Source organism: Sulfuricurvum sp. (genome assembly GCF_031427015.1).
Taxonomy (GTDB): domain Bacteria; phylum Campylobacterota; class Campylobacteria; order Campylobacterales; family Sulfurimonadaceae; genus Sulfuricurvum.
In genome coordinates this window covers 51,162-65,876 of sequence record NZ_JASJOW010000006.1, presented here as the reverse complement: position 1 = coordinate 65,876, position 14,715 = coordinate 51,162, and the positions used below count along the sequence as shown (strand labels likewise).

At 44.3% G+C, this 14,715-nt stretch carries 16 protein-coding genes; 9 read left to right on the top strand and 7 right to left on the bottom strand.

The window, feature by feature from the left end; all coding sequences use genetic code 11:
- The first annotated feature begins 65 nt into the window (after positions 1-65).
- From RMO68_RS10670 to RMO68_RS10660, 3 genes are read left to right on the top strand one after another with little or no spacing between them, the layout of a single operon-like run.
- A complete protein-coding gene (locus RMO68_RS10670) occupies positions 66-2,018 on the top strand; it encodes a M3 family metallopeptidase (protein ID WP_310440741.1) in 1,953 nt (650 codons plus the stop codon).
- A complete protein-coding gene (locus RMO68_RS10665) occupies positions 2,019-3,026 on the top strand; it encodes an endonuclease/exonuclease/phosphatase family protein (RefSeq protein ID WP_310440740.1) in 1,008 nt (335 codons plus the stop codon).
- Between the two features lie 22 nt (positions 3,027-3,048).
- The gene (locus RMO68_RS10660) at positions 3,049-3,807 is read left to right on the top strand and encodes a CHAD domain-containing protein (protein ID WP_310440739.1); all 759 of its coding nucleotides are present in this window, start codon (positions 3,049-3,051) and stop codon (positions 3,805-3,807) included.
- Here the strand turns inward: RMO68_RS10660 and ung are convergent.
- The 4 genes from ung to purH all read right to left on the bottom strand — a co-directional run bounded on the left by ung (position 3,767) and on the right by purH (position 7,403).
- Positions 3,767-4,441: a uracil-DNA glycosylase gene (gene ung / locus RMO68_RS10655; RefSeq protein ID WP_310440738.1), complete on the bottom strand. Its 675-nt coding sequence runs from the start codon at positions 4,439-4,441 to the stop codon at positions 3,767-3,769. The two genes, RMO68_RS10660 and ung, sit on opposite strands and share 41 nt — an antisense overlap.
- Before the next feature lie 4 nt (positions 4,442-4,445).
- Positions 4,446-4,832: a heat shock protein transcriptional repressor HspR gene (locus RMO68_RS10650; protein WP_310440737.1), complete on the bottom strand. Its 387-nt coding sequence runs from the start codon at positions 4,830-4,832 to the stop codon at positions 4,446-4,448.
- Between the two features lie 2 nt (positions 4,833-4,834).
- Positions 4,835-5,719 carry a J domain-containing protein gene (locus RMO68_RS10645; protein ID WP_310440736.1) on the bottom strand — a complete coding sequence of 295 codons (885 nt, stop codon included), beginning with the start codon at positions 5,717-5,719 and terminating at the stop codon, positions 4,835-4,837.
- Between the two features lie 148 nt (positions 5,720-5,867).
- Positions 5,868-7,403, bottom strand: a complete 1,536-nt coding sequence (gene purH, locus RMO68_RS10640; protein ID WP_310440735.1) for a bifunctional phosphoribosylaminoimidazolecarboxamide formyltransferase/IMP cyclohydrolase — start codon at positions 7,401-7,403, stop codon at positions 5,868-5,870.
- A 95-nt stretch (positions 7,404-7,498) separates the two neighbouring features.
- Here purH and RMO68_RS10635 point away from each other — a divergent pair, with 95 nt between their 5' ends.
- Positions 7,499-7,993, top strand: coding sequence for a DNA-deoxyinosine glycosylase (locus tag RMO68_RS10635; RefSeq protein ID WP_310440734.1), 495 nt, complete (start codon positions 7,499-7,501; stop codon positions 7,991-7,993).
- Here the strand turns inward: RMO68_RS10635 and RMO68_RS10630 are convergent.
- On the bottom strand, positions 7,982-8,782 hold the full coding sequence (locus tag RMO68_RS10630; protein WP_310440733.1) for a D-alanyl-D-alanine carboxypeptidase family protein: 801 nt from the start codon (positions 8,780-8,782) through the stop codon (positions 7,982-7,984). The genes RMO68_RS10635 and RMO68_RS10630 overlap by 12 nt on opposite strands.
- A gap of 146 nt (positions 8,783-8,928) precedes the next feature.
- On the opposite strand from RMO68_RS10630, the gene RMO68_RS10625 reads away from it, so the two are divergent.
- From RMO68_RS10625 to RMO68_RS10605, 5 genes are read left to right on the top strand one after another with little or no spacing between them, the layout of a single operon-like run.
- Positions 8,929-10,047: an ABC transporter permease gene (locus RMO68_RS10625; protein ID WP_310440732.1), complete on the top strand. Its 1,119-nt coding sequence runs from the start codon at positions 8,929-8,931 to the stop codon at positions 10,045-10,047.
- A complete protein-coding gene (locus RMO68_RS10620; protein ID WP_310440731.1) occupies positions 10,044-10,799 on the top strand; it encodes an ABC transporter ATP-binding protein in 756 nt (251 codons plus the stop codon). Before RMO68_RS10625 ends, RMO68_RS10620 begins: the two co-directional genes overlap by 4 nt.
- The gene (locus tag RMO68_RS10615; protein ID WP_310440730.1) at positions 10,783-11,739 is read left to right on the top strand and encodes an MlaD family protein; all 957 of its coding nucleotides are present in this window, start codon (positions 10,783-10,785) and stop codon (positions 11,737-11,739) included. Before RMO68_RS10620 ends, RMO68_RS10615 begins: the two co-directional genes overlap by 17 nt.
- Positions 11,740-11,742: 3 nt before the next feature.
- Positions 11,743-12,336, top strand: coding sequence for an ABC-type transport auxiliary lipoprotein family protein (locus RMO68_RS10610; RefSeq protein ID WP_310440729.1), 594 nt, complete (start codon positions 11,743-11,745; stop codon positions 12,334-12,336).
- On the top strand, positions 12,333-13,313 hold the full coding sequence (locus RMO68_RS10605) for a 6-phosphofructokinase (protein WP_310440728.1): 981 nt from the start codon (positions 12,333-12,335) through the stop codon (positions 13,311-13,313). Before RMO68_RS10610 ends, RMO68_RS10605 begins: the two co-directional genes overlap by 4 nt.
- On the opposite strand, the gene RMO68_RS10600 is transcribed toward RMO68_RS10605, so the two are convergent.
- Together RMO68_RS10600 and RMO68_RS10595 are read right to left on the bottom strand one after the other, a co-directional pair.
- Complete coding sequence (locus RMO68_RS10600; RefSeq protein ID WP_310440727.1) at positions 13,267-14,130, bottom strand: TIGR01777 family oxidoreductase; 864 nt, start codon at positions 14,128-14,130, stop codon at positions 13,267-13,269. The genes RMO68_RS10605 and RMO68_RS10600 overlap by 47 nt on opposite strands.
- Positions 14,131-14,289: 159 nt before the next feature.
- Positions 14,290-14,622, bottom strand: coding sequence for a c-type cytochrome (locus tag RMO68_RS10595; RefSeq protein WP_310440726.1), 333 nt, complete (start codon positions 14,620-14,622; stop codon positions 14,290-14,292).
- Positions 14,623-14,715 lie beyond the last annotated feature (93 nt).

The window sequence follows — 14,715 nt, the reverse complement described above, 5'->3', positions numbered from 1 at the left end:
AATTGTCGAATTATAGAATAGTTTTTGAAACACTTGACTACAATATCGTAACTACAGGAGAGATTATGCAACCTTTTACCGATTTTAAACTGGATTTAGAGACTTTTATCTCCGATCTAAACGCTCTCATTGAGATTAATCATAAAACCATTACCGATTTGTTGGCTGTTCCTGAAAAAACCTATGCCAATTTTGTACGCCCTTTTGATTTAATGGAGGAAGATTTAGAGCTTTTATTTACCCCATTATCTCACATCAATGCGATTAAAAACTCTCCAGAGAGTCAAAAAATTTATGCCGAAGCTCTCCCGATTTTGACCGATTATTCCACCTTTATCGGACAAAACCTCGCTATTTACGAAGCGTTTAAAGCAATCAAAGCTCGTGAATATGATCATCTCAATACTGAACAACGCCGTATCCTCGATCTCAATATTCTCCATTTCGAACTCGCGGGAGCCCATCTGGATGAGACATCCAAAGAGCGTTTAGCCGAGATTAATTTACGCAAAAGTACCCTCACTAACGACTTTTCCCAAAACGTCCTCGATGCCACCAATGCCTATGAGAAGATCATTACCGACGAAGCGGATGTAGAAGGGATACCTGAGGGTGATTTGGAAGATGCCAAGTTTGAAGAAAAAGGGATAACAAAATATCGATTTACCCTCCAGATGCCCTCTTATATCGCTTATATGACCTACGGGCCCAACCGTACGATTCGCGAAGAGCTTTATCGTGCTTACACAACTCGCGCACCTCAAAACGGAGCCATTATCGATGAACTGATGGCGTTGCGCCAGGAGAGTGCAAAGCTCTTGGGCTTCGAAAACTATGCCGAGTACTCCCTCGCTTCCAAAATGGCACCGAGTACGAAAAGTGTTATCAGCTTTTTAAACTCCCTCATTGAAGCATCCCGTAAACAAGGGATGCAAGAGCTTGAAGAACTCCGTGCCATCGCACCGGAAATCGATCTGCAAAGCTATGATACCGCTTACTACGGAGAAATCCTCAAAAAAGCCCAATATGACATTGACGAAGAGGAGTATCGTCCCTACTTCGAACAACGCAGTGTAATGGAGGGGATGTTTACCTTTTTAAATGAGCTCTTCGGCATCCGCTTCGTCCCTCAAGAGATTGAGTTGTGGGATGAAAAAGCGAGCGTTTACGATATTTATGAGGGCGATACCCTCACCGCACGGGTCTACTTCGACCTTGAAGCCCGTAAAGACAAACGAGGCGGTGCTTGGATGCACAATTTCCAAACCCATTGCGAAGATACGCAGGGGTGCACCCATCTCTCGAGTGCTTTTGTTGTCTGTAACTTTCCCCCCTCTTCCGACACTTCTCCCTCACTGCTGCGGCACGATGATGTCGTTACCCTCTTTCACGAGATGGGGCATACCCTCCACCACCTCCTCAGCCGTGTCAAAGAGCATGGAGTCAGTGGAGTGAACGGGGTCGAGTGGGATGCAGTTGAATTTCCCTCTCAATTTTTGGAGAACTTTGCCTATGAGCCGAAAGTTCTGAAACTCTTCGCAAAACATCACCAAAGCGGCGAAGTCCTCAGTGACGAAATGATCGCCAAACTGATCCGCGCCAAAAATTTCCAAAGCGGGATGTTTATGCTCCGACAAATCGAATTCTCCCTCTTTGATTTCGAGCTTCACTCCAAGCTCTATCAAGGAGAGGAGATACAAAAGCTTTTAAACTCAATCCGAGAACGTACCGCCCTCATCAAACCGCCCTCTTATAATAAATTCCAAAATGGATTTAGCCATATTTTCAGCGGTGGCTACAGTGCGGGGTATTACAGCTACAAATGGGCGGAAGTGCTCAGTGCCGACGCCTATTACGCCATCGTCGATGAGGGGGTATTCGGGAGTGAGCTTGCCCGTCAATATAAAGAGATCGTCTTAGCCAAGGGGGGAAGCCAAAGTATGCAAGAGTTATTTACGGAGATGATGGGGCGTGAGTGCGACTCTAAAAATCTCCTTCGCCTAAATGGGATTGAATAAATGCGTCTCTTTTGGATTTTGGCATTAATAATCTCATTTTTGGGAGGAGTCGAAGTGAAGATAGCAAGCTATAACGTCGAAAATCTATTCGATATGAATAAAGACGGAAACGAATACGAAGAGTATATTCCTAACGGCGATTCGGGATGGACTCAGGAAATTTATCGTATCAAACTGCGTAATACCGCCACCGTCATTCAAGGGATCAACGCCGATATTATCGGTTTGCAAGAGATTGAGTCGGAGATCGCACTCAAAGCACTCAAAGCCGAGCTTAATCGTCAAGGTCTTTATTACCGTTATCACCTCTTTGCTCGAAATAGTAAGTCGAGTGTCAACGTCGCACTTCTCAGCCGCTATCCGATTCAAAGCGCCCTCAAACACCCCATTAACTATAACGGCAGATACCGCGATATTTTGGAAGCAAAAATTGATATCAACGGAAAGAGTTTAAGGGTATTCGTCAACCACTGGAAATCCAAAAGCGGCGGTGAAAGTAAACGTATTCTCAGTGCCAAACGCCTTTCTATTCGTCTGGCTGAACTCTCAGCGGATGAACCGTTTGTACTGTTGGGGGATTTCAACTCCCATTATGAAGAGTATAAAACCTTTCTCAAAAGCCGTCATCATAACGATACCGAAGGGATTACGGGTATCAACCATATCCTCAAAACGATCGACGATGAGGGAAACCCTATCACCTATGCATCTCTTAAAAAGAGTAACGGGTATTTATATAATCTCTGGTATGAACTGGATGAATCTAAACGGTGGAGTCACCAATACCGAGGTCGCGGCGAGGGGCTGGATAATATGATTATCTCACCTTCACTGGCGGATGGTCAAGGAATAGAGTATGTGCGGGGGAGTTTCAACCGCTATGATCCCGACTATCTCTTTTACAAAGGAAAAGTGTATCGTTGGCAACAAAGCCGTAAATATCCCAAACACCATTTGGGTGAAGGGTACTCCGATCATCTGCCGATTTATGCTTTGTTTCGTTTGTAATATTCATTGGCTATAATGGCCTATGGAAGAAAATAAATTAAGCCGCTATTTACTCTATCAGCTCTATCACACACGGGTTCTTCTTCACTCGCTTCAATACGATGCGAGAGAGGAAGATATCCACGAGTTTCGTGTAACTCTACGCCGTGTCCGCTCCCTCATTAAACTCTTTCTTACTGATTTGTCTTTCCCGAAAATCTTAAAAACAGCTATGCAAGAGACCAATTCGGTTCGGGAGATTGATGTCCTCCTACGTTCACTGAGACGTTCAAAACATCCCAAACTTTTCAAATATCTCTCAAAACTCCGAAAAACATCTGCGAAAACTATTTTTACTCCCGACTATACGGATAAAACACTCGCACTTATCGATGAATATTCCCTTCTGATTTCACAAAGCGATCCCCATTTTCTACCTGAGATACTGATTCAAAAACTCCTTACCCATTACCAACATTGTATCGATTCCTTCTCGACTCTTCAAAGGGATTCAGATCCCAAAACACTTCACCGTCTGCGAATCGAATTTAAAGATGCGCGATACGGTTTTGAATTTTTAGAGATCGCAGATATCCATCAATGCCAAGAAGTTATCCTACATTGTAAACAACTCCAAAATACATTAGGAGCTATACAAGACACCGTCAATCAAATTGATTTACTCAAAAAAATTTCTCAAGACTATCCTTCTGACGAAGTAAAAGATCTAATACGGAAGCGGAAAAAAGAGCTTCAAATACTCAAAGACACCACTCGATCGGAGCTATCTGCACCGATTTGAGATAATCGTTCGTTTGAGTAAAAGGTTTTGAGCCGAAAAAGCCCCGATACGAGGAGAGAGGTGAGGGATGAGGAGCTCTAAGTATTAAATGCTTAGAACTGTCGATGAGAGCAGCTTTTTTTCCTGCCGGTGCACCCCAGAGGATAAAGACGATATGTTCTCGTTGATCACTAAGTGTGCGAATCACTTGATCGGTAAATTTCTCCCAACCACGCTCTTTATGCGAAAACGGTTCACCCGAGCGGACAGTGAGCAAAGTATTCAAAAGTAATACCCCCTCATGAGCCCAATGGCTTAAATCACCGCTTTTAGGATACGGGCATCCGATGTCGCTTACTAGCTCTTTGAAAATATTCTGGAGTGATGGGGGAAGCGATATTCCGTGTTGTACCGAGAACGATAACCCATGAGCCTGCCCCACACCGTGATAAGGATCTTGTCCTAAAATAACAACTTTGACATTCTCAAACGGAGTCGAATTGAAGGCATTAAAAATGTGGCTCCCCTGCGGGAAAATTGTATAGTTCTTTTTCTCTTCGAGGAGGAAAATTTTGAGCTCTTCCATATAGGGGTGAGCGAATTCAGACGCTAATGCCTCTTTCCAGCTCGGATGAATAATCGGATTGATACTCAAAAGCTTACTTTAAAATATCATCTTCGAAAATAACCATCTCATAAATACTCCGTTTTGTCACCAACGATTTCTCCGGCGGGACATTGGAGCTGTTACGCATTCGGGCGACTTCGACACGGAGCTCTGAGAGTTCACTCTCCATCATCTCCATTTTATCTTTGAGACGCATGACGACATCGACACCGGCAAGATTTACACCAAGCTCACGCGTCAGACGAAGAATCGTTTTGATTTTCTCAATGTCGCGCTGAGAGTAGAGACGTATACGCCCATCGGAGCGTGAGGGGGCGATCAAATTTTCCCGTTCATATTGACGAAGCGTCTGAGGATGAATATCCAAAATCTTCGCTACGATACTAATCATGTAAACCGGTTCGTCAAAATGGTGCATGATTATGCTCCTTGAGGAAGAGATTGTTTCATCTGTTCAACCAAATCAGGATCAATTTTATCAACCGCAGGCAACACGATGTTGGCTTTGAGATACAAATCGCCGCGAATATTACTCTGACGGTTCAATACTCCCATCTCTTTGAGACGGAATCTCTGACCATTTTTGGTGTTTTCCGGAACTTTCAGCGTAACCTCTTTTTCTAATGTCTGAATAGCGACTTTCCCGCCGAAAAGTGCCGCATAAAGAGGAACATTAAAAGTTTTAACCAGATTATCCCCTTCACGCTCATATTCGGGATTAGCGGCAACATCGATTCGTAGATAGAGATCTCCCGCTTGCGATCCATGTTTTTTCCCTTTTCCGCGAACACGGAGCTTTTCGCCGCTTTTGATCCCTGCGGGAATTTTGATATCAAAACTCTCCCCTGAGAGGCTGATCGAATGCTTACCACCCAATACGGCAACTGCAAACGGAACCGTTACATTGGCGTCGATATCGAGGTTCATTCCTCCACCAAAACCGCCTCCGCCAAAGCTTCCACCCCCAAACCCGCCGAAACCGCCTCCACCGAAGCCACCGCCGCCTTGACCGAAAATGTTACGGAGAATATCATCCAGATCGACATTCCCCCCCTGCCCTCTGGCAAAATCATGGAAGTTTTGTCCGCCGAACATCGAGTCACCGAACTGATCGTATTTTGAGCGTTTCTCTTTATCGCTGAGAACTTCGTACGCCGCATTAATCTCTTTAAATTTCTCTTCTGCTTTCGGGTCTTTGTTCACATCAGGGTGGTATTGGCGTGCGAGTTTTCGGTATGCTTTTTTGATCTCGGCTTCACTTGCACCGGGAGCGATTTCAAGGGTAGTGTATAAACTTTTAGACATTTTTTTATCCTATTCATTGCATAGTAATTAATTTATTGAATATTATAGCATTACACTTGAGTCAATGTCAATCAAGGTTAAAAAGAAGAGCTCGTAAGATAGGGAAAAAGGAGGAATTAACAATTGCGCCGATATGACGCAACTATTCTTAGTGTAAAAAGTGGCGAACGCCTGTGAAATAGAGAGCCATACCGTGCTCATCCGCCGCCGCGATGACCTCTTCATCACGTACCGAACCACCCGGTTGGATAACGGTTTTAACCCCCGCACCCGCCGCCGCATCGATAGAGTCCCGGAATGGGAAAAACGCTTCAGAAGCGAGTGCCGAACCGCTCACATCCAGACCCATCTCTTCGGCTTTTTTGAGTGCACAGCGCGCCGCATCGACACGAGAGGTCATCCCCATACCGACCGCTACCATTGCCGCATCTTTGACATAGACGACACAGTTTGATTTGGTGAGAGATGCCACTTTATAAGCAATCTCGGCATCTTTCAAAGCCGCATCGCTTGCAACGTGTTTGGTTACTAGTTTTGCGTTTTTAATTTCCTCAGAAGTGACACGGTCGGCATCTTGGAATACAAATCCGCCGTCGATGTGTTTGAAATCGATCGCGTCGTTGCTGAGGGTAATGCGATTAGCTCCGTACTCGAAAAGTTTGAGACGTTTTTTCGGTTCAAACACCGCACGCGCTTCCTCATCGATAGAGCCTGCAATGATCACTTCGAGGAACATTTCGTTCATTTTTTCCGCCAACGCTTTGGTCACGACGCCGTTAACCGCGACGACACCGCCGAACGCGGAGATCGGATCGCATTTGAGCGCTTCGGTGTACGCATCGAGGAGGTTTTCACGGATAGCAAACCCGCACGGGTTACCGTGTTTGACGATACAGATAGCATTTTCATCCCCGAAAGCCGCCGCGATTTTCACTGCGCCGCTGATGTCGGTGAGGTTGTTGAAACTTGCTTCCCCTTTGAGGGTTTTGAAGTTTTTAGAGAAAAACGTATCAAACTCGTACAATCCCCCTTTTTGGTGCGGGTTTTCGCCGTAACGGGTATCCATCACTTTGTTCCCGACGATGAACTGTTTTGACCCCATGCCGTTGTTGAAACGTTTGTTCATGTAGTTGGCAATCATCGAATCGTACGCCGCAGTGTGCTCATACGCTTTGATCATGAGATCACGGCGGAACTCAACCGTATTTTCACCGTTAGTGATGGCATTGAGGACCAGCGAATAATCGGATGGATCGGTGAGGATGATAACACTGTCAAAGTTTTTCGCCGCAGAGCGCACCATCGCAGGACCGCCGATATCGATGTTTTCGATAATCTCTTCGAAATCATCGGTTTTTTCGATCGTCGCTTTGAACGGATAGAGGTTGACACATACCAAATCGATCGCCTCAACACCGAGTTCAACCGCTTGGTCGAGGTGCGATTGTTTGTCACGTCGGTGCAAGATTCCGCCGTGGATGTACGGATTGAGGGTTTTAACACGCCCCTCGAAACACTCCGGGAATTTGGTCACCTCATCGATCTCGATGGCACTTACGCCTGCGTCTTTGAGCATTTTGTAGGTTCCGCCCGTAGAGATGATTTGATACTCCAAACCGATAAGAGATTTGGCAAACTCAACGATGTTGCTTTTATCGCTGACACTGAGCAGTGCACGCTTCATGCAGTTCCTTTGAATGGGTCTGATACCCGTAATTTAATGGCGGAATTGTAACAAAAGGTGGTTTAGGGGAAGGTAAATTGAGATAAAATTCTTCTATGAAATCCTATATTCACCCCTTTCCTTCCATCCTTGATGAGCATACCCGTATTCTTTTCCTCGGCAGTTTCCCCAGCATCGCCTCATTTGAGCAAGCCTTTTACTACGCCCATCCGCGCAACGCGTTTTGGCCGATACTCAAAGCGATTTTTGATGTCCGTTTAGAAACCAATGAGATGAAAAAAATATTTTGTCTGGAAAAAGGGATCGGATTGTGGGATGTAATCGCAACCTGTGAACGAAGTAACTCAAGCGATACGAATTTAAAAAACTGTATTCCTAACGATTTTGAAAAGCTACTAAACGATTATCCGAATATCCAAGTCATTGCCTTTACGGGTAAAAAAAGCCACGATTTGTTTGAAAAGTATTTTAAAGATTTGAAAATAGAGAAAGTATTGCTCCCCTCCACTTCACCTGCCCATGCAGCGATGAAATTCGAAAAGAAACAAGAGATTTATAAAAGTTTCATTACTCAGTATCTAACTGTTTAGTACCTGCTCAAATATATTTTTAGCGGTCTTCCATCGATCCCCTTTAGCATTCATCATCACAATCACACAATCTTTGCCGTCTTTTTTTGCCCGTGCGATCAAACATGGTCCCGCTTTAGCAGTGTAACCCGTCTTGATCCCGACCGCATACTGGTAGCGGTTCAAAAGACGGTTATGGGTGTAGGCATAAAATTCGCGGTTTTTATTGAGTGCACGGTATCGGTGTTCATTCATTTTACTGATTTCATTAAACTTGCGGTTTTTGATCGCATACTCGGCCATTTTCATGAGGTCTTTGGGAGTGGAGTAGTGCCCTTTGGTATCGTATCCGCACGGATTGCTAAATGATGTGTGATTCATCCCGATTTTTTTGGCCTTGGCATTCATCATCTCAACAAAATGCTCTTCCGATCCTCCGACTGTAATCGCGATCGCTTTAGCCGCATCGTTATCCGATTTGATCATCGCCGCTTTGATCAAATCTTCCATAAGGATCACATCGCCTCTGCGATATCCCGCTATCGTCGGCTCTACTTTGGTCATTTCCCGTGTAATCGTAATCGGTTTTTTAAGGCTGCCGTGTTCAATCGCCAACATAACCGTCATCACTTTAGTGAGACTGGCAGGTTGAACCTCTTTGAACGGTTCTTTCGAATAAAGCATCTGATTAGAGGTCATATCTTTAACCAGTAATGCTTCGACTTCAAGCTTACCCAGCTCATTTTTATCGATCTGAGCGTTGAGGGTGAGTGAAAACCCAAAAAGAAGTGCACATAGATGTTTAACCATATAAATCCTTGAAAAAATGTTTGTATTAACTCCCTAAAAAGCAAACACTATGCCACCTCGTAACATACACTTTTAATCCGTCAAAAAAACGTGAAAAAGTCACAAAAAATGTGACTTAAGATTTATAGAATGCGTTATAATAAAAGATGCAAAGTGTAATTCCGGCATCACTAACTATTACCCATGATTCGATCCAAACCCTTCTTAAGTGCAAAGGAAATTGGACCATCGAAAATCTCTCAGAGGTCTCGGATCAACTTGAAAACCTTACTCTTCAACCAACGATTCTTTGGGATGTAGCCGAGATATCTGAAATCGATTCAGCCGGAATTGCATTGTGGCAACTGAACAATCGTCTCTTTGAACAAAAGGGACACCAATGTGAAACAATCGGCATCCGTAATGAACATTCCCATCTCTACCGTCTTCTTTACTCCAAACCGTTCCAAGATTCTCCTCCCCCCGACTTACCCTCTTGGCTTTATCGGCTGGGAAGAGAAGCCCATTTTAGTTTTTTAGGGATTGGAGCTTTTCTCTCCTTTTTAGGAGAAGCTTTCATACTGCTGTTTTTTACCCTTCGGCATCCTCAACTCATTCGCTACCGTTCAATCGGGGTTCATATCTTGGAAACCGGAGCAAAGGCCCTACCGATTATCGCCATCAGCGCATTTTTGATTGGTGTCGTAGTAGCCTATCAAAGTGTCGTACAGCTTCAAAAATTCGGCGCCGACATTTTTATTGTCGATATGATCGGAATATCCCTTACCCGCGAACTCGCACCTTTGATTACGGCCATCGTTGTTGCAGGGCGAAGCGGTTCGGCATTTACCGCTCAAATCGGTGCCATGAAAATGACGCAAGAGATCGATGCGATGAAAACCATGGGATTTGACCCTTTTACCTTTTTGGTATGGCCGAGGGTCTTCGCACTCATGATCGTTATGCCACTCCTTATTTTCTTTGCCGATATGGTAGGAATTTTCGGAGGAATGGTGATTGCAAACGCTCAATCTAATTTGAGTTTTACTGAATTTATCAATCGTTTGCAAGGTGCATTGGCACTGAAACATTACCTTATCGGAATATTCAAAGGGCCGTTTTTTGCCTTTTTGATCGCGTTTGTGAGTACGTATCGAGGATTTCAAGTTTCCATGAATACGGAGAGTATCGGGCAATACACAACAAAAAGTGTTGTAAACTCCATCTTTTTGGTCATTGCCTGCGACGCCATTTTTTCGATCCTCTTAACGGAGCTAAAACTGTGACTCTCCCTATCATTGAAGTTCGTAATATTGTCACTTCATTCGGAGAAAATCTCATTCACGATCATGTCAACTGTACCGTACATCGCAATGAAATCTATGCTCTCTTAGGAGGAAGCGGCTCCGGAAAATCAACTCTGATGCGTGAAATGATACTCTTAGAACGTCCACAAAGCGGTACTATCCGAGTATTGGGGCATGATCTTTCTACCCTAACTCCGCTTGAAGCAATCCGACTTCGTCGTTCATGGGGTGTACTCTTCCAATCGGGTGCACTTTATTCCTCTCTTACCGTCGGAGAAAATATTGCCCTCCTATATACGGAGTATACCGATCTCCCTCCCAAACTTATTGATGAACTTATTCAACTCAAAATTAATCTTGTCGGGCTTCCACCTCATGCAAAACACCTCTACCCTTCCCAGCTCAGCGGAGGAATGGTTAAGCGAGCGGCACTAGCACGCGCCCTTGCCCTTGATCCAAAACTCCTTTTTTTGGATGAACCCACTTCCGGACTCGATCCGCTAAGTTCACGACAGTTTGATGCTTTAATTCAACAATTACGTGATCTTTTGGGACTTACCGTCATCATGGTGACCCATGATTTGGATACAATTCATCATATTGTGGATCGATTCACCTTATTAGGCGAGAAAAAAGCGATTGCGGAGGGGACTCTCAAAGAGGTTCTCGCAATCGATCATCCGATTATTGATTATTTTTTTCAAAAGGGTCAGCATGGAATCACGCGTTAATTATACGGCCATCGGTGTCTTTATCGTCCTCTTTATCGTCGCTCTCGTTGCGTTTGCATTTTGGCTCGGCAAATACAATCAGGATGAACGGCAATACCGTCGCTACAAGGTTTTTATCACCGAATCGGTTTCAGGGCTTGCACCTGAAGCGGCTGTAAAATTTCACGGGGTGGATGTCGGAAAAGTCGAATCGATCCGTATTAACCCCCGAAATAGTGAAGAGGTCGAGTTGACCCTAAAAATAAAAAAAGAGACCCCTATCAAAACCGACTCTAATGCTATCTTGAAATTTTACGGTATTACAGGACTTGCTTTTATTGAAATTGCCGGCGGTTCAAAAGGTGCCCCACTCCTTGCAAACGGAAATGAAAATGTTCCTACTATCCCTTCTAGCCCTTCGTTAATCCAGCGTCTTGATGAATCTCTCAGCGATGTTGCCTCCAAACTCTCGACAACCCTTGATCGAGCCGACAGACTCTTCAGTGATAAAAATGTTGATAACGTTGCCCGATCCCTTGAAAATTTACGCTCATTAACCGCCCAAATTGACGGTTATCAAGGAGAGATTAAAGCCTTATTGGCACAGAGTATCGCATTAGAGCACAATGCATCCGAATCTTTGGGGGCGATGAAAGAAGCAGCCGGAAGCGTTAAAACCGCTTCGGGTAATTTTAATACGCTCGTTCAAACCAAAATGGCGACAACCTTAGACTCGCTTGAAGCAACCTCTAAAGAGAGTCATACACTGATTAAAAAGCTTGAAGCGAGTGTCGATCGAGGTGATTATAATATCGCTCCGGCAAGCAGTGAACTCACCTCCCTCTTAGAACAAAGCCGTTCTCTTACGAATGAAATGGAGATGACGTTACGCTCGCTCAGAGAAAGCCCTTCTGATTTACTGTTTAAAAAAACGCCTCCAAAACCAGGTCCGGGAGAATAATAGATGCGACATTACCCTCTTTATCTTATAGCACTTTTTACACTGTGGGGATGCTCCGCACCTTCCATCAATGAATATACACTTCTCACTACCCAAACCGTTTATCAGGACAAAGCTCCGCTCTCTTCAAAAAGTCTCTCAGTGGCTCTCAGTAAATCGGTAGCTTCTCTCTCCGGTAAAAACATTATTTACCTTCATGAAAACGGTGAAACCGGGGCTTATCTTTATAGCCGCTGGAGTGATACTCCCTCCCTCATGTTACAGCGTTCCCTCCTCACATCGTTATACGCTCAAGGTGTATTTACCTCTCTCTCCCCTTCCACTTCCGTTGCTAAATCCGATTGGATACTCGAATCCGATTTAGATGCCTTTACCCATCGTATTTTGAATGATAAAAGTGATGGGTACATTGATATTACCTACCGTCTCATCGATACCCAGAGTAAACGTCAGATTGCATCCAAACGCTTTGTTGTCTCCTATCCCTCATCCTCAACCAATGCAACAGGGGGAATCAATGCCCTTAAATCGAGTGAACATGAACTTAACCGTCAATGCATAGAATGGCTAAAAACAATCGCCAAGGAGATAAAATGAATCAAAAAATCGCTATCCTCTGCTCAGGCGGAGATGTATCGGGAATGAATCCGGCACTCAAACGCTTTGTCGAATATGCCTATGCCCGTAACCTACAACCCTATTTTGTCCGTAACGGGTATGAAGGGCTCATAGATAACCATATTATGCCCGCTGATTATCATGATGTTGCCGGGATCATTACACGAGGGGGGACTAAGATCGGTTCAGCCCGATCTAAACGGTTTTTGGAACCTTCTTTTCGTGCACTTGCCGCAGAAAACCTCCGATCCCACGGAATTGATAAACTCATTGTACTGGGAGGTGATGGCAGTTTTCGAGGAATGGAGCGATTTTATCATGAGAGCGGAATCGCCTTTTGCGGTATCCCCTCTACGATTGATAATGATATCAACGGCACCGATTATTGTCTGGGAGTCGATACGGCACTGGGGGTGATCAAAGATGCCATCGATCAGATACGCGATACCGCATCCTCATTTCATCGTGCATTTGTTATTGAGACGATGGGGCGAAACTGCGGATATCTTGCCCTTATTTCGGCGATTACGTCAGGTGCGGAGCTGTGTCTTATCCCTGAAATTCCGATAAATATCGATGAATACACCGGGTGCTTTAAATCACAAGTGGCTAAAGGGCGTGACTACTTTATAGCGATTGTCTCGGAAGCGCTTAGCAGTGACGAAGTAGCACAGTGGTTCGAAAAAGAGCTTGGGTTTGAATCGCGGGTTTCGGTCTTAGGACATATTCAGCGCGGAGGCAACCCGAGTGTTTATGATCGATTGATGGCGTACAAATTTGTTACTTACGCGATTGATGCTCTTATGGAAGGGAAAAGTCATTCAATTATCTGCTATAACAAAAGCCATTTCAACTTTAAAACGATTGGCGAAGTAGCCCTCCACCCTTATCAACTCGACGAAGAGCTCCTTAAGCTCGGACGTGAACAATTTCTTCCATCGCACTGTCAAATGTAGGGTACAAAAACTTAAACCCTGCATCTTGCAAAATCCTCGGATATACCTCTTTGGATTCAAGCATTACGGAAGAGCCTTCTCCGAATGCCAGTTTCACCAACCAAGCCGGAAGATCAAAAAAAGTGGGTCGATCTAAAATCCGCCCTATCGCTTTGGTCTGCTCCAAATTACTGATCGGTTCAGGCGAAGTTAAATTGACGACACCTTGTATCTCATGATGATCGATTAAAAAAGCACACGCACGCACCAAATCTTCCAAATGGATCCATGAAATCATCTGAAATCCGTCTCCCATTTTTCCGCCGAGTCCAAATTTGAAAGGGGGGAGCATTTTAGACATCGCTCCGCCCCCATTGGCATAAACGACACCGAAACGCATTGCACAAACACGGGTACGTTCCGATTGAGCACGAAATGCGGCATATTCCCAATCTTGAACCAATTGACTCAAAAAATCATCTGCAAAATGAGTGGAAAATTCATCATGCTGATGATACGCATCGTATATCCCAACGGCTGAAGCGTTTAAGAGGGTATGGGGAGGATGTTCGCATGTTGCGAGTGCATCGACCAGCACTGCCGTTGTCTCTAAACGGCTTTGTCGTAAAAGCGCTTTATACTCTTTCGTCCAACGTCCCAAGATATTGGCTCCGGCAAGATTAATGAGGACATCACATCCGTTTAGCTTTTGAGAAACCAGCTCAACCGATGTCTCGGCTCGGATACTTAAAGAAAATACCTCATCCCCTCTTTTTTCAAAGAAAACTTTGAGTGCACTTCCGACAAAACCGCTTATTCCACATATTGCTATTTTCATGCTCATCCCTTTAATTCGGGTTTATTGTAGCCTAATGGATGTATGAAACGTTTAAAGATATTATTGACATTGGGGTTTAAAGCAATTCTAATGCTAAAGAAAAAAATTGAAGGTTTACTAAAAAGGTAGAGAGAATACCCCAAGAGGGGTATGAGGGGATTAACCGCAAGAAGGAACGTTGCCTGAATCTGAACCGTATTCAAACAAGAAGTCGCGTAAATCTTGTGATTGTCCTTTGAATGCCTCACCGTTGAAATAGGCTGCAGATTTGTCATTAGCATGTGCTTTAATGATTTTTGCTCCGCCGTTTGCAAACAATTCATCCCATTCGTCTTGTGTATGCATTGCAGCACCTTTAGTACCGCTACCATGACAATTTTTACAGGTTTTCAAATAAACTTTTTGACCTTTTTTTACATCGGCAGATGCCACTGTACTCATCATCCCTAACGCTACAAGCGCTGCAAGGAAGCATGAAGCTGACTTTTTCATGTCGTTCTCCTTCGAAAATTAGTGATTTAAGACACCTTCAACATTTTCGAAAAAACAGTGAAGGTGTCTTGATACCCCTTAATAATATCGGAT